The organism is Alcanivorax sp. IL2, assembly GCF_047495475.1.
Taxonomy (GTDB): Bacteria; Pseudomonadota; Gammaproteobacteria; order Pseudomonadales; family Alcanivoracaceae; genus Alcanivorax.
On the sequence record NZ_CP179932.1, the window covers coordinates 1,348,837 to 1,364,290 of the forward strand.

Annotated in this window: 12 protein-coding genes; 1 reads left to right on the forward strand and 11 read right to left on the reverse strand. The window is 60.0% G+C overall.

What is annotated here, in order from left to right; translation table 11 throughout:
• Positions 1 to 6: 6 nt before the first annotated feature.
• Together ACMG4N_RS06305 and ACMG4N_RS06310 are read right to left on the reverse strand one after the other, a co-directional pair.
• Positions 7 to 744, reverse strand: coding sequence for a pteridine reductase (locus tag ACMG4N_RS06305; RefSeq protein WP_297770151.1), 738 nt, complete (start codon positions 742 to 744; stop codon positions 7 to 9).
• Positions 723 to 1,961 carry a multifunctional CCA addition/repair protein gene (locus ACMG4N_RS06310; protein ID WP_297770154.1) on the reverse strand — a complete coding sequence of 413 codons (1,239 nt, stop codon included), beginning with the start codon at positions 1,959 to 1,961 and terminating at the stop codon, positions 723 to 725. Before ACMG4N_RS06310 ends, ACMG4N_RS06305 begins: the two co-directional genes overlap by 22 nt.
• 416 nt (positions 1,962 to 2,377) lie before the next feature.
• On the opposite strand from ACMG4N_RS06310, the gene ACMG4N_RS06315 reads away from it, so the two are divergent.
• Complete coding sequence (locus tag ACMG4N_RS06315; protein WP_297770160.1) at positions 2,378 to 3,295, forward strand: DMT family transporter; 918 nt, start codon at positions 2,378 to 2,380, stop codon at positions 3,293 to 3,295.
• A 203-nt stretch (positions 3,296 to 3,498) separates the two neighbouring features.
• Here the strand turns inward: ACMG4N_RS06315 and ACMG4N_RS06320 are convergent, their stop codons facing one another.
• From ACMG4N_RS06320 to ACMG4N_RS06360, 9 genes are all read right to left on the reverse strand, one after another.
• Entirely contained in the window at positions 3,499 to 5,016 is a 1,518-nt protein-coding gene (locus tag ACMG4N_RS06320) for a SpoVR family protein (RefSeq protein ID WP_297770163.1), read from the reverse strand.
• Positions 5,013 to 6,296 (reverse strand): YeaH/YhbH family protein, encoded by a 1,284-nt coding sequence (locus tag ACMG4N_RS06325; RefSeq protein ID WP_297770165.1) that lies wholly within the window; start codon positions 6,294 to 6,296, stop codon positions 5,013 to 5,015. Before ACMG4N_RS06325 ends, ACMG4N_RS06320 begins: the two co-directional genes overlap by 4 nt.
• 108 nt (positions 6,297 to 6,404) lie before the next feature.
• On the reverse strand, positions 6,405 to 8,327 hold the full coding sequence (locus ACMG4N_RS06330; protein WP_297770168.1) for a PrkA family serine protein kinase: 1,923 nt from the start codon (positions 8,325 to 8,327) through the stop codon (positions 6,405 to 6,407).
• Between the two features lie 386 nt (positions 8,328 to 8,713).
• Entirely contained in the window at positions 8,714 to 9,520 is an 807-nt protein-coding gene (locus tag ACMG4N_RS06335; RefSeq protein WP_297770171.1) for a symmetrical bis(5'-nucleosyl)-tetraphosphatase, read from the reverse strand.
• Positions 9,521 to 9,574: 54 nt separating this feature from the next.
• Positions 9,575 to 9,952 (reverse strand): Co2+/Mg2+ efflux protein ApaG, encoded by a 378-nt coding sequence (gene apaG, locus ACMG4N_RS06340; RefSeq protein ID WP_297770174.1) that lies wholly within the window; start codon positions 9,950 to 9,952, stop codon positions 9,575 to 9,577.
• Positions 9,953 to 10,027: 75 nt separating this feature from the next.
• Positions 10,028 to 10,822 (reverse strand): 16S rRNA (adenine(1518)-N(6)/adenine(1519)-N(6))-dimethyltransferase RsmA, encoded by a 795-nt coding sequence (rsmA, locus tag ACMG4N_RS06345; protein ID WP_297770176.1) that lies wholly within the window; start codon positions 10,820 to 10,822, stop codon positions 10,028 to 10,030.
• On the reverse strand, positions 10,819 to 11,823 hold the full coding sequence (pdxA, locus tag ACMG4N_RS06350) for a 4-hydroxythreonine-4-phosphate dehydrogenase PdxA (protein WP_366516928.1): 1,005 nt from the start codon (positions 11,821 to 11,823) through the stop codon (positions 10,819 to 10,821). The genes rsmA and pdxA overlap by 4 nt, the downstream gene beginning before the upstream one ends.
• Entirely contained in the window at positions 11,820 to 13,148 is a 1,329-nt protein-coding gene (locus ACMG4N_RS06355) for a peptidylprolyl isomerase (RefSeq protein ID WP_297770179.1), read from the reverse strand. Before ACMG4N_RS06355 ends, pdxA begins: the two co-directional genes overlap by 4 nt.
• Positions 13,141 to 15,423, reverse strand: coding sequence for an LPS-assembly protein LptD (locus ACMG4N_RS06360; RefSeq protein ID WP_414433122.1), 2,283 nt, complete (start codon positions 15,421 to 15,423; stop codon positions 13,141 to 13,143). Before ACMG4N_RS06360 ends, ACMG4N_RS06355 begins: the two co-directional genes overlap by 8 nt.
• Between the last annotated feature and the right edge of the window lie 31 nt (positions 15,424 to 15,454).

Genomic DNA, 15,454 nt, shown 5'->3' on the forward strand with positions numbered 1-15,454 from the left:
ACACGTTTAACTTCCCTGTAATGTGAGAGAGCGCCCTCCGTCCACGGCCAAAATCTGGCCGGTAACAAACGGCGCCTGTGTGCCCAGCCACAAGACGGTCTGGGCAATATCCTGCGGTGTGCCGCAGCGTTTCAGTGCGGTGGCATCCTGAATCTCTTGCTGATTCATCTGCCCGGCCTCCGGCCACAGGATGGGACCCGGTGATACGCCGTTGACGCGGATATCCGGCCCCAGTTCGCGGGCCAGGCTGCGGGTCATCATCGCCAGTCCGGCCTTGGCCATGCAATACAGGGTATGGTTTTGTAGCGGTTTTTCCGCGTAGACATCCACAATATTGATAATGCTGCCCTGCTGCTGCCGCAGGGCGTAGGCCAGTGTCTGGCTGAGAATAAAGGGAGCGCGCAGGTTGCTGTGAACCAGCCTGTCCCAGTCGGCATCATCGGCCTGATCGACGGGGGTCGGATAGAAGCTGGAGGCATTGTTGACCAGCAGATCCATGCGGCCGAAGCAGGCCAGGGCATCCTGGGCCAGTTGCCGCACCTGGTCGGGTTGATCCAGATCCGCCTGAAGCGTGGCCGCGCTATCCGGGCGCGAGCGATTGAGGCTGTCCGCCAGAGCCAGAGCCTCTTGTGCGCTGTTGCGGTAATGAATAATCACCCGCATGCCATTGGCATGCAGGGTGCGAACGATTTCTGCGCCGATGCGGCGAGCGCTACCGGTAATCAGGGCGACGGGGTCTGCCATGTTTTTTTAAACTCCGAGATTGCATGAATGCGAGCTTTTTCAATGGCCTCGCCCAGTGCCGGCCCTTCGATGCCGCTCTGGCGCAGTGCGGCAACATCAATATTGCTGGCAGCCTGCGCCGTACCACGCAAGTAATCCACTTGAGGGTAGGGGCGATCTTCCAGGCCGGTACGACCGCGAGCATCGGCTTCGCAGGAGAGAAGAAAATCCTCCAGCCGTTCAGGTCGGCGTATTACGTCCAGCGTTTTCAGCAGCTTCCAGACCGTGGCGGGTTTCAGCTCCAGGGCCCGGTGGCAGTGGGTATGGTATTCCGCCACCAGGGCCGCCAGGGTGGCGGCGTCCTTGGGGACGCGCCAGCGCTTTGACACGGTTTTCGCCAGCCGGGCGCTACGAATTTCGTGGGCGATATGCCGGGGCCATTCTTCCTCGGGCGTTTTGCCCTTACCCAGATCATGACAAAGCACAGCGTAACGGGCCGTCAACGGCAGGTTCAGTCGACTGGCCTGTTCCAGACACAGCCATTGATGCACCAGCGTATCCACCTCCGGATGGTGCTGCTCCGGTTGCGGAACCCCATCCAGAGCAGCCAGTTCCGGAAACAACACCCGCAGGGCGCCACAGGCATGCAACACCTGAAAGAAGACCTGGGGATCGCGCTCCATCAGCGCCCGGCTGGTTTCCTTCCAGACCCGTTCCGGCACCAGATAATCCAGCTCGCCGCTGTCAGCCAGCTGCCGCATGAGTGCCAGGGTGTCATCGGCTACCCGAAAACCCAGCCAGTGGTAGCGGGCAGCAAACCGCGCCACCCGTAATACTCGCAAGGGGTCTTCTGCAAAGGCGGGGGAGACATGGCGAAGCAGGCGGGCCTTCAGGTCAATCCGGCCGTTGAAGGGATCAAACACCTGGCCGCCTTCCTCCTGGGCCATGGCGTTGATGGTCAGGTCACGGCGCACCAGATCGTCGTCCAGGCTGACATCGGGGGCGGCATGGAAGGTAAAGCCGCCATAACCGTGACCGGATTTGCGTTCCGTGCGGGCCAGGGCGTATTCCTCCTGGGTTTTCGGGTGCAGAAAGACGGGAAAATCCTGTCCCACCGGGCGAAACCCTTTGGCCTGCATCTCGTCGGGTGTGGCACCGACGACGACCCAGTCTCTTTCTGTCACCGGCAGTCCCAGTAATGCATCCCGCACGGCACCACCCACCAGATAAATTTTCATCTTGTGCGCTCTCGTTATCTTGGACAGAATGGTCGCATGCTTTCTATCGTACTGAAACTACACATGCTGGTCGCAGACCGCTGTGCACGCAAATGGCGTGCGCAGGGATTGCGGCTGTGTGACTGATAGTTTCAGTTCTGCAAAAAGGCCGCAGTGTCCCTGACCTGCGGCCTTTTTTGTGTTTTTGGAAAGGTGGCAGGTCGTTAATCAGTTGCAAGTTGAAAGTTCAAAGTTGAAAAGCGCGGGAAAGGCAGCTGCTAATCATTGACCTCCTCAGCCCCGCCGTAAAGGGAAAGAGTGTGGAGCATGGTTTTCTCGCTTTGCGGCGCGGCTGAGGAGGTTGTCGGTTGGCACCAGCACCTGCCGCGCCTTTCAACTTTGAACTTTCAACTTGCTCCTCAACCAAGGAGAACGACATGCCAACCCTGGCAGCGTATTTGATCGTAGTGGCGGTGTGGGCAACCACGCCGTTGGGGATTAAATGGAGTGGTGATGCCATGGCACCGCTGGCGGCAGCTGGCGTGCGTATGGCCATTGCTGCGCTGCTGGGTTTGCTGTGGTTGTGCTGGAAGCGTCAGAGCCTGCCGCTGCATGGTCGCGCTGTGCTCAGTTATACCGTTGCCTTGCCGGGTATTTTTGGGGCCATGGCGTGTAGCTACATGGCGGCCACACATCTGCCTTCCGGTCTGATTTCGGTGATTTTCGGTCTGGCCCCATTACTCTCCGGCCTGATGATGCAATCTTTGCCTGGCAGCGTGCGACTGAATGGCTGGCACTGGAGCGCCTGCCTGCTGGGTTTGTTCGGCTTGGCGCTGGTGTTTGACGAAAACCTGGCGGGCCTGCTGGCCGGCGCGGACCTGGGTGAGCGTGGTACCGGGCTGTTGTGGATGTTGTCTGCGGTGACCCTGTTTGCCGGGGGCGGCATTGCCGTGCAGCGGGTGGGCGCCGGTCTGCAGCCCATGCAACAGACCGTCGGCGGCCTGATATTGTCATTGCCGTGCTACGCAGTGGCCATGCTCATTGCTGGCCAGTCGTTTGCCTTTAGCGGCGACCTGCGTGGGCTGTCCGCCATTATCTACCTGGCCGTGTTTGGCTCTCTGCTGGGTTTTTATTGTTATTTCCAGATCCTGTCACGGCTGCCTGCCGCCACGGTGGCGTTGGTCACACTGATTACACCCGTGTTGGCGCTGGCGCTGGGCAATCTGCTCAATGGCGAGAGCCTGGGCAGTATGGTGCTGATCGGTGCCGGGGTGATTGTGCTGGCGCTGTCCCTGTTTGTGTTGGGGGATCATCAGGTAAGGCGGCAGCTCAAGCGGTTTCAAGTGGAAAGTTGAAAGTGGTAACGCGGCTCGAACGTTTGTGGACGTTATGAGGAGGCGGCATTTGTAGGGTGCACTGAGCCCAAGCGAACTGCACCGCTGCGGCCCCGGGTTGGTGCAGTTCGCTTGGGCTCAGTGCACCCTACACATTCTGGTTGTTACGCGTTTCTCTGATGGCTGCGACCTTTGCCGTTCAGTCTTGCGGCACAGGCTATTGGTTACGAAGAAACGGTAGGGGCCGGCTCCGGGGGCATGCTGTGATGGCTGACCACGCTGCCGTTTTCCACGCTTTCCAGGTGTACGTCGAACTGCCACAGCCGGTGCAGGTGGCGCAGGACTTCCCGGGCGCTGTCATCATCCAGAGGTCGGCTGCTGCTACGCTGGTGACGCAGGGTCAGGGCTCGGTCGCCATGAATGTTGGCGCGCACGATCTGGATGTTGGGCTCCTGAATGCTCAGGTTGTACTGCTCGGCCAGGGCGTCGCGGACCTTGCGGTAACCCTGTTCATTATGAATCGCTGCCACTTCCACGTAATCGTTGTGATCGTCATCGTCGATCTGGAAAAACTTGAAGTAACGGATCAGTTTCGGTGACAGAAATTGCTGAATGAAGCTCTCATCCTTGAAGCTCTCCATGGCAAATTTCACCGTCTCGACCCAGTTGGAGCCGGCGATTTCCGGAAACCACTCCCGGTCCTCGTCATCCGGGTTTTCGCAAATGCGGCGGATATCCTGGAACATGTTGAAGCCCAGCGCATAGGGATTCATGCCGCTGTAGAAGGGGGCCGTAAAGGGGGGCTGGTAGATCACCTGACTGTGATTCTGCAGGAATTCCAGCATGAAGCCATCGGTGACCAGACCCTTGTCGTAGAGATCGTTGAGCAGGGTGTAGTGCCACAGGCATGCCCAACCCTCGTTCATTACCTTGGTCTGGCGTTGCGGGTAGAAGTACTGGGCCATCTTGCGCACGATGCGGATGATTTCCCGTTGCCAGGGTTTCAGAAGAGGGGCATTTTTCTCGATGAAATAAAGCAGGTTTTCCTGTGGTTCAGCCGGGAAGGTGCCGTCCTCCTCGCGACGTTGGGTGGCCGGCTGTAATTGCGGAAAGGTGCGCCATAACTCCGAGACCTGCTTCTGCAGCGACTCTTCCCGTTCGCGCTGGCGGCGTTTTTCCTCCACGGCGGAAATGGGGGAGGGGCGTTTGTAGCGATCTACCCCGTAATTCATCAGGGCATGGCAGGAGTCCAGGGTTTCCTCCACGGCAGTGACACCGTGGCGCATTTCGCACTCGGCAATGTAGTTCCGCGCGAATACCAGGTAATCGATGATGGAGGAGGCATCGGTCCAGGTCTTGAACAGGTAATTGTTCTTGAAGAAGGAATTGTGCCCATAGCTGGCGTGGGCGATCACCAGGGCCTGCATGGCGATGCTGTTCTCTTCCATCAGGTAGGCAATGCAAGGGTCGGAGTTGATGACGATTTCATAAGCCAGCCCCATCTGCCCGCGCCGATAGCGGCCCTCCACTTCGACAAACTGTTTGCCGAAGGACCAGTGGTTGTAGCCCACCGGCATGCCCACCGAGGAATAGGCGTCCATCATTTGCTCGGAGGAAATCACCTCGATCTGGTTGGGGTAGGTGTCGAGGCCATATTTGTTATGGGCAATATCGGCAATCGCCTCGTCATAGCGCGCCAGCAGTTCGAAATCCCAGTCGGACCCTTGAGATAAAAAGCTCATGCGTCCTCCATGCGTTTCTTGAACAGGTGACGGAAAACCGGGTAGATCTCGCCGGGCTCGTCAATCTGTGCCATGGAAAACGCAGTGGGGTGTTTTTCCATGATGCTTTGATAGTGGTCCCAGAGGGCCTGGTGGGCACGGGGCATAACTTCCACGTAGGAGAAGTACTGCAACTTGGGTAGCAGTTCTTCTTCAATCAACTTGGCGCAGGCCGGGGAGTCATCATTCCAGTTGTCGCCATCGGAGGCCTGGGCGGCATAGATATTCCACTCCGCCACCGGGTAGCGTTCGTTGATGATGTCGCGGGTGAGTTTCAATGCACTGGAGACAATGGTGCCGCCGGTCTCCCGGGAATAGAAAAACTCTTCCTCATCCACTTCCTTGGCACTGGTGTGGTGGCGGATAAAAACCACCTCGATTTTTTCATAATTGCGCTGCAGGAACAGATACAGCAACAGGAAGAAACGTTTGGCCAGATCCTTCATGTCCTGATTCATGGAGCCGGATACATCCATGATGCAGAACATCACCGCCCGGCTCACCGGCACGGGCACTTTCACATGATGATTGAAGCGCAGGTCTACGGTATCCAGAAACGGAATGCGATCCAGGCGTCGTTCCAGCTTGGCAATCTGCTCGTCCAGTTCCTGCAGGCGAGCCTGGCGTTGCGGGGACTGGTCCTTTTGTAGCAGTTCCTCTCGTTCCGCTTTGAAATCACGAATGCGTCGCCGGGTGGCGGCGGTGAGTGCCCGGCGCCGCATGGAGGCCTGGCGCATGGAGCGGACAATATTGATCTTGGCGGGCATGCCCTGGCTGACAATGCCGCCATGTTTGGTCTGGAAGGTCTGGGCGCCTTCCAGGTGTCGCTTTATCAGGTTGGGAAGCTCCAGGTCCTCGAACAGGAAGTTGAGGAATTCCTGCTTGTCGATTTCAAAGGCGAAGGCATCATCGCCTTCCCCCTGGTCACTGGCCTGACCATCCCCGCTGCCTTGTCCGCCTCCGCCTTCCGGTCGCATGATCCGGTCGCCCGGGTGAAACTCCTTGTTGCCGGGGTGCACGATACTGCGTTGCCCGCCGGGGCCATGATGAAAAATGGGCTCGGACAGGTCCTTGCGAGGAATATTGATACGCTCGCCCTGTTCCATATCCTGAATGGAGCGGCGGTTCACCGCATCATTGACGGCTTCGCGGATGTGCTTGCGATAACGACGCAAAAAACGCTGGCGGTTGACCGTGCTCTTGCGCTTGTCGTTCAGGCGGCGATCAATGATGTAGCTCATTGCTTCCTCCGGCTATGTGCCCCTTGCGTAGGAGCTATGCTTGCATGGCGAATCATGGGTATTCGCAAGCAGGTTCGCCATGCAAGCATAGCTCCTACGGGGAGTTTGCTACTGCGCCTTGCGAACTCGCAGGTACCATTCGGATAGCAGGCGTACCTGTTTTTCCGTATAGCCTCGGGAGACCATGCGCTGCACGAAGTTGCTGTGCTTGCGCTGATCGTCTTCGCTGCCCTTGGCGTTGAAGGAAATCACCGGCAGCAGGTCTTCGGTGTTGGAGAACATTTTCTTCTCGATCACGTCGCGAAGTTTCTGGTAGCTGAGCCAGCTGGGGTTCTTGCCATTGTTGTTGGCGCGGGCGCGCAGGACGAAGTTGACCACTTCGTTGCGGAAATCCTTCGGGTTGGAGATGCCCGCGGGCTTTTCGATTTTCTCCAGATCCTCGTTGAGAGCCTGACGGTCGAAAATCTCACCGGTGTCCGGGTCGCGGAATTCCTGATCCTGAATCCAGAAGTCCGCGTAGGTGACATAGCGGTCGAAGATGTTCTGGCCATACTCGGAATAGGACTCCAGGTAGGCGGTCTGTATTTCCTTGCCGATAAATTCCACGTAGCGCGGTACCAGGTACTCCTTGATGAAGCGGCGGTATTGCTCCTGTTGCTCCTGGGGAAACTGCTCTTGATCAATGCGTTGCTCGAGCACATGGATCAGATGCACCGGGTTGGCTGCCACTTCGGTGTGGTCGTAGTTGAAGACCTTGGACAGGATCTTGAAAGCGAAGCGAGTGGAGAGGCCGTTCATGCCTTCGTCGACGCCGGCCATGTCATGATATTCCTGCATGGACTTGGCATGGGGATCCACGTCTTTCAGGTTCTCGCCGTCATAGACCCGCATCTTGGAATAAATGCTGGAGTTTTCCGGTTCCTTGAGGCGGGTCAGGGAAGAGAACTGCGCCAGCATGTGCAAGGTGTCTGGTGCGCAATGGGCGTCACGCAGGCTGGAATTGCGCAGCAGTTTTTCATAGATCTGCATTTCTTCGGTGACACGCAGACAGTAGGGCACCTTGACGATATAGACCCGGTCGATAAAGGCTTCGTTGTTCTTGTTGTTCTTGAAGGTGTGCCACTCCGCTTCGTTGGAGTGGGCCAGCACGATGCCGTCGAAGGGAATCGCACCCATGTGTTCGGTGCCGTTGTAATTGCCTTCCTGGGTGGCGGTCAGCAGGGGATGCAGCACCTTGATCGGTGCCTTGAACATTTCCACGAATTCCAGAATGCCCTGATTGGCCCGACACAGACCGCCGGAGAAGGAATAGGCGTCCGGGTCGTCCTGGGCGAAATCTTCCAGTTTGCGGATATCCACCTTGCCCACCAGGGCAGAAATATCCTGGTTGTTTTCATCACCCGGCTCGGTCTTGGCCACGGCGACCTGGTCGAGAATGGACGGGTAACGTTTCACCACCCGGAACTGGCTGATGTCGCCGCCGAATTCATGCAGTCGTTTTACCGCCCAGGGCGACATGATGGTGCGGATATAGCGGCGCGGGATGCCGTATTCCTCTTCCAGAATCGGGGCATCTTCTTCCGGGTCGAACAGGGCCAGGGGAGAGTCGTTAACCGGGGAACCCTTGATGGCGTAGAAAGGCACTCTTTGCATCAGCGCCTTGAGCTTTTCCGCCAGGGAGGATTTGCCGCCGCCCACCGGGCCGAGCAGGTAAAGAATCTGTTTCTTTTCTTCCAGGCCCTGAGCGGCATGGCGGAAGTAGCTGACGATATTCTCGATCACCTCTTCCAGGCCGTAGAACTCGTCGAAGGCAGGGTAGCGACGGATGACCTTGTTGGAGAAGATGCGTGACAGGCGTGGGTCCTTGGCGGTGTCGACCATTTCTGGCTCGCCGATGGCCATCAGCATGCGCTCGGGGGCCGTGGCGTAGGCGCTGGGGTCGCGTTTGCACAGGTCCAGGTATTCTTCCAGCGACATTTCTTCCTGCTGTGTGCTGTCAAACCGGGCCTGGTAGTGGCTGATAATGCTCATGCCTGCTTCCTCCTGGCGAAACCAACAATGGTCACAACAAAACTACATGCGGTACGTGTCCTTGATAGATGCCTTGATCACTTTGATTGATTATTAAAAAAAGTCGCGTAAATAAAAAATGAAAGTGGGTATTCATGACTGCAGGTCTGACCGTGCAGTCACATCTTTAGCATGTAGCCAAACGGCAGATGAAGTCAAAGCGGAAGGAAATGTTTTTTGGCAGAAAAAGGATGAAGTGTGGCGAATGTCTGACAGGCCGGAGGCGAGCCGTAAAGGGCGGCAAGTGGTAAGCAAAACACCGTTCGAACACTCGTAGGTAGCTGGCAGATTGCCATGGATTTGCGCAGGGTGTTACAGCGAGGGAAAGCGCCTGCATGCGCTGAGAGTCAGCAGTGGCAGGCGATGCGGGTCAGATCGTCCAGGCGCAGGGCGGTGAGGCTGCCGCCCCAGACGCAGCCGGTATCCAGGGCGTCTACGTTTGCCACGTCAGTGTGGCCTTCCAGTGCCGCCCAGTGGCCGAACAGGATGCGGGTGTCAGTGGCCTGACGATGGGGGTGCAGGAACCAGGGCATGAAACCTTCCGGAGGGGCATCGGCTTCGCCCTTGCTGCCCAGATCCAGAGCTCCGGCCAGGTCCACAAAACGCATGCGGGTGAAATGGTTGGTGATGACCCGCCAGCGTTCCGCGTCTTGCAGGGCGTTGTCCCAGCCCGCCGGCTGGTTACCGTACATGTTGGCGAAATACTCGCCCACCTGAGGGCCGCGCAGTACCTGCTCCACTTCCCGGGCCCGTTGCCGTGCTTCGGGCAGTGTCCACAGTGGCGGAATGCCGGCATGGGTCATCACCGCCTGATGTTCAGGGATATCCACCAATAGCGGGCAGTTCTGCAGCCAGCCCAACAGGGCGTCGCGGTCCGGTGCCTCGAGGATATCCGTGAGGGTGTCCTTACGGCGGCTGTCGGTGCTGCCCTGGGCCACTGCCAGCAGGTGCAGGTCGTGGTTGCCCAGTACGGCGTGCACATTCTCGCGCAGCTCATAAACCCGGCGCAGGGTGCCCAGGGAATCCGGGCCGCGGTTGACCAGGTCGCCGGCGAGGAACAGCCGGTCGCGATCCGCATTGAAATTGATTTGTTCCAGCAGGCAATTGAAGGGCTTCAGGCAGCCCTGCAAGTCACCGATGGCGTAATCGCTCAATGGGCACCTCCAGTCCCGGTTGGCCTGGTCCTGTTGGCGTGTTGCAGGCCGGAATCAATGCAGCGCATGCGGTACCGCAAGAGTAAACATCGGGACTTGTGCGTCGAAGTGTGTGCCATCTTCTGCAATCATCTGGTAACTGCCGCGCATACTGCCGACTTCGGTTTCCAGGATGGCGCCGCTGGTGTAGGAAAAGGCCTGGCCCGGGGCGATGTGGGGCTGTTCGCCGATGACGCCTTCGCCATGGACTTCCTGCACGCGCTCTTCGCCATCGGTGATCACCCAGTGACGGGTCAACAGGCGGGCGCTGACGGTACCCTCATTGCGAATGGTGATGTGGTAGGCAAACACCCAGCGCTGGTTGTCCACGTCGCTCTGATCGGCGAGAAATTCGGTTTCCACCGAGACCTGAATATTATGGCGCGGGCTCATGGTTGCTCCGTTGATGTGATTCTCGCTGAATGGGTTCGGTTACCTGGCTGGCTCTGGCGCGGCTGCTTGGCCCGGCTAGGCGGTGCCCGCCTCTGGCCGGGTGATATTGGCCAGGGCCACATAGTCTGCCACGGAGAGCTGGTCCGGGCGCAGGCCGGCGTCAATGCCCGCCTGCTCGAACTGCTCCAGGGTGACCTGTGATTTTAGACTATTGCGGATGGCCTTGCGTCGTTGAGTGAAGGCCTGGGCCACCAGCCGCCGCAGATGCTCTTCGTCGTCCGCCGGGTGGGGCAGGCTGGCATGGGGCATCAGCCGGACCACGGCGGAATCCACCTTGGGCGGCGGGCTGAAGGCCTCCGGGGGGACAAAGAACAGGTAATCCGCCTGACAGTGGTACTGCACCATGATCGACAGGCGCCCCCAGTCACGGGTGCCGGGGCGGGCGGTGAGCCGGTCTACCACTTCCTTCTGCAACATGAAGGTCATGTCGCTGATGGCGTTCGCCTGGCTGAGCAGGTGGAAGATCAGCGGCGTGGAGATGTTGTAGGGCAGGTTGCCGATCACCCGCAGCGGCTTGTCCGTCGGTTTCAGGGTGCGGAAATCGAAGCGCAGGGCGTCGCTTTCATGGATGGTCAGGCGTTCCGGGCTGTTTTCCTGACGCAGCAGGGCGATCAGGTCCCGGTCCAGCTCCACCACGTGCAGATGCGGCAGCTTTTCCAGCAGCGGGTAGGTGAGCGCGCCGCGCCCGGGACCGATTTCCACCAGGGTGTCGTCTTTCTGCAGCCCCAGGGTACGCACCATCAGGTCTACCAGATTGCGGTCATGCAGAAAGTGCTGGCCGAAACGTTTGCGGGTGCGGTGTTCTGTCATGTGGCGGCAAGCTCCAGAGCGAGTCGGGTGGCGGCGATCAGGCTGCCGGCCTTGGCCTGGCCGGTGCCGGCCAGATCGAAGGCGGTGCCATGGTCCACGGAAGTGCGGATAAAGGGCAGCCCCAGGGTGATATTGATGGCTTCGCCAAAGCCGGCGTACTTGAGCACCGGCAGGCCCTGGTCGTGGTACATGGCCAGCACCGCATCGTGCTGCGCCAGCAGGTCCGGCTGAAAGGCCGTATCCGCCGGCACCGGGCCGGTGAGCGCCATGCCCTGATCGCGCAGGGCGTCCAGGGTGGGGATGATCACATCCAGTTCTTCGCGGCCCAGGTGGCCGCCTTCGCCGGCATGGGGGTTAAGCCCCAGCACCAGAATGCGCGGCGCCTCAATGCGGTACTTGCCGATCAGGTCGTCGCGCAGAATGGTCAGGGTGCGGGTCAGGCTGTCTGCCGTTACCGCCCGTGACACCTGACTGAGCGGCAGATGGGTGGTGACCAGGGCCACCCGCAGTTCGCGGGCGGTGAGCATCATCACTACCTGGTCCACCCCGGCCTGTTCGGCGAGAAACTCGGTATGGCCGGTAAAGGCCGGGTCGGCGCCCTCACAGATCACGTTTTTGGCCACAGGAGCGGTCACCATGGCGGCAAAGGTGCCATCCAGGCAGCCCTGTGCCGCGCGGCTGAGCATGGTGAGGGTGCCGCTGGCGGTGGCCGGATCGGGCTGCCCGGCGGTCACCGACGACCCGGCCGGGGTGTGCCACACCGGCAGGGTGCCCGGTGTCAGCGGTTGCCCTGGCTGCCAGTCGGAGAGCGTAATGGCCAGGTCGAGTTGCCTGGCTCGCTGGGTAAGGACGTCGCGATCAGCGATGACAACAAGCCGGGCGTCCGGGAAGGATGCCGGCAGGGTCAGTACCAGATCAGGGCCGATGCCTGCGGGATCCCCGCAGGTGATGGCGATGGGACGTTCTGGCGTCAGACGTCCGACGTCAGACGTCAGACTCATAAGCGAATATCCACGTAGGATTCGCTGCGCTGCTCTTGCAGCCAGGTTTCCAGCTCTTCCTCGAAACGGCGCTTCTGCAGGGCCTGGGTGGCCTGCATGCGACGGAATTCTTCGCTCATGTCCGCGTCGCGGGTGTCGTCCACGCGCAGGAAGTGAAAGCCGAACTGGCTTTCGAACACCGGCGACAGCTCGCCCACCGGGGTGTTGAGCATCATGTCCTCGAATTCCGGCACCATCTCGCCCTGGGTGATCCAGCCCAGCTCGCCACCGTTACGGGCACTACCCGGATCGTCGGAATGCTCCGCTGCCACGGCGGCAAACGCTTGCTGGCCAGAGGCAATGCTGTCGTGCAGGCGCATGGCTTCTGAGCGAGCCTCCTGGGGGCTGGTCAATGCATCGGCCTTGATCAGTACGTGACGGACCTGGTACTGGGTGACCACTTTTTCGATGCCGCCCTTGCGGTCCATCATCTTGATGATATGGAAGCCGGCCCCGGAGCGTAGCGGCTGGGAAATCTCGCCCTTGTTCATGTCGATGGCGGTTTCTGCGAACAGGCTGGGCCATTGGGCCGCCGGGCGCCAACCCAGGTCACCGCCTTCCAGGGCCTTGGGGCCGTCGGATTCCGACGTGGCCAGCTGCTGGAAGTCACTGCCCTGCTTCAGGCGTTCCACGATGCTCTCGGCTTTCTGTTTGGCGTCCTGGACTTGCTCCGGGCTGGCGCCGGCGGGTAGCCGCACCAGAATATGGCCAAGACGGAAGTCGGCTTCGAACATCTTCTTGCCCATTTCCGAATTCAGGAAACGGTCCACTTCCCGGTCGGTGATGCGAATGCGCGAGGCAACGCTGCGTTGTTGAAGGCGGGAAATCAGCATGTCCTGGCGGATCTGCTCACGGAACTGGGCCCAGTCGTAACCGTCCTGGCGCAGGGCGGCGGCGAAATCTTCCAGGGTCATGCCGTTCTGGCGGGCAATGCCGGCCAGTGCCTGATTGAGGGTGGCGTCGTCGACCTTGATGCCGCCCCGGTCGGCCAGTTGCAGCTGCATGCGCTCAAGGATCATGCGGTCGAGCACCTGCTCACGCATCACCGCCGGGGGCGGCAGTGGCTGGCCCTTTTCCTGGAATTGCAGGGCAATGGTGTTGATGCGCTCGTCCAGCTCGCTGGCCATGATGGCGCCGTCGTTGACCACGGCCACGATGCGGTCGAGCATCTGCACCTTGGCGTGGGACCAGGCCGGCAACATCAGCACGGCCATGGCCAGCAGGCCAAGCAGGGTGTGTCTGGCGTGCAGCGTGCGTCGTGCAGCGTGCAGCGTTCTATCAATCATACTGTCTCCTGTATCCCGGAATACTGCGCTCCAGCAGGGCATCCACCTGGCCGCCGAAGCCGCCCAGGCCAACCATCTGAATTTGTATCCAGATGGTGCTGTCGGCTTCGAGATCGCCATCGCCATCATCATCCACCAGTTCCCGCTGACTCAGCAGGCGCAGTTTCCAGCAGCAATTGCGGTATTCGGCCCCGGCTATGGTTTCCAGGGTGCGCTTGTTTTCCAGGTCGTACATCCAGCGGCCTACCATGCGCCAGTGGCGATGAATTGGCAGGATGCCGCTGAGTTCCGATTCGCGGATGTCGTCTTCGGGGCGGTCGTGATAGCCCACATTGACCACCCGGCGTTCCCGGTCGTTGTAACCGATCTGGAAGCTGGAGCGTTCCCGCTCGTTTTCTTCCAGATCCCATTGGGCTTCAGTGTAGAGGTACCAGTCGCGGGCAAAGTTCCATCGGGCGTCACCCACCAGTGGCGTCTGGTCATCGGTGGGGTCTTCCACGGTCTGCTCGGTGACCACCTTGCGGTCTTCGAAGTAGAAACCCTGGGCCAGGCGCAGCCGAAGTTGTTCGCGGCCGGTGGCATCATGGAGGAAACGGCTGGTCAGGCCCAGCGCCAGTTTTTCCTCGTCACCAATGCGGTCGTAGCCGATAAAGCGGTTTTCCCGGAACAGCGAGTTGTAGGAGAAGGTCAGCTCGCGGCTGTCGAAGTTGGGCAGGAAGTCCTGATTCTTGAACGCCACCTTGTTGACGAACAGGCGCGGTTCCAGAGTCTGGGTGAAGTCTTCACCAAACCAGCGGCTGGGGCGCTCGAAGAACAGGCCGGAATCCACACTGGCCCCCCAGGTGGTGATATCCGGATTGTCTTCCGCGTTGGCGTCCACACTGTCCAGCTCATAGCGGGTGTGATACAGCCGGGCGCGGGGTTCCAGATAGCCCCAGGGTTGCTGCAGGCGCAGGTTCAGGGCCGGGGCCGCGTGGGCGCGCAGGCCGGTGGCCTTGCCGCTGTCATCGGACCCGCTGCGCTCGAAAGAGGTGATATCAGACAGCCACAGCCCTTTCAGGGGGCCATACAGGGTCGGGTCACCGGTGAGCTGCAACTGTGGCAGACGGCGGTAGGGCAGATCCTGATCCGCCAGGGTCGGGTCGATGGTCTGCCAGGACTGCATGCGCCCCATTACCTGCCAGGTGCGGCCGTAATAGCGGGCTTCCGCCAGCCGGGGCAGGTGGGTCTGGGAGCTGATTTCCAGGCCGGTGTCCAGGTCCTTGAAATAGAAGTCGTCCGACACGTAATTGAAGTCGGTCTTCAGATTCCAGCGGTTGATATTGCCGTTATGGGTCCAACGGGCCACCTGCCGGTCTTCGTCATCGAACTTGCGGTCGTTGAACAGCACCCCGTAGCTGATGTCGCCTTCGCCCCAGGGCGTCAGGTAGCGGAATTCGGAGTCCACCCCTTCGCCACGGCCATCGATAAAGCGGGGGCCGATGGTGGCATCCAGCTGTGGGTGGATGTTCACGTAGATCGGCTGGGTAATGTCCAGGCCGCCGCTGCTGTCACCGATAGCAATGGTGGGGAACAGCAGGCCGGTCTTGCGGCGGTCGTCAATGGGGAAGGTCATCCAGGGCAGCCAGAAGATCGGCATGCTCTTCACCTTCAGCACCACATTATTGGCTTCGCCCCAGCCCTTTTCCCGGTCCAGGAAAATACGTTCCCCTTCCAGAGACCAGCCATTGGAGCCCGGCGCACAGGTGGTGTAGGTGCCACGGGTAATGGTGGTGGTGGTTTCGTTGAGGAAAATATAGTCGGCGCTGCCGCGGGCGGCGGTATTGAGCAGGGAATAGCGCACACCCAGCAGGCTGCCTTCCTTGCGGCGGGTCTGGCCGCTCATGCTGGAGGCAATAAAGGTGGCCTGGTCGCTTTCCAGGCGCATGCCGTTTTCCAGCTGGAACTTGCCGGTGGCCTGGTCCAGTTGCGCGCTGTCAGTGGTAATGCGGCTGCCGGGCTGTTCGATCAGCACGTCGCCGTCCAGCTCGATCAGGCCATTCTGCGACATGGTGGAGTGGTCGGCGGTGACCACGGTGTCGCTGCCTGCCACGGGGATGCCCACGGCCGGGTTATAGTAGATGCCGCCACACCATTCCGGGATGCTGCGCTGTTGCACGGCAGGGAACGTGGCCATTTCTTCGCGGTCAACCCAGTTAAGGTCGTTGTCCGCGGTGCTGGTGCCTGCCAGTAGCAGCAGGCCGGGGATAAGAATTCGTTGTACGGGCAGTGGCATCGGCTGCTCAGAACAGGTAAAAAGGCCGTTT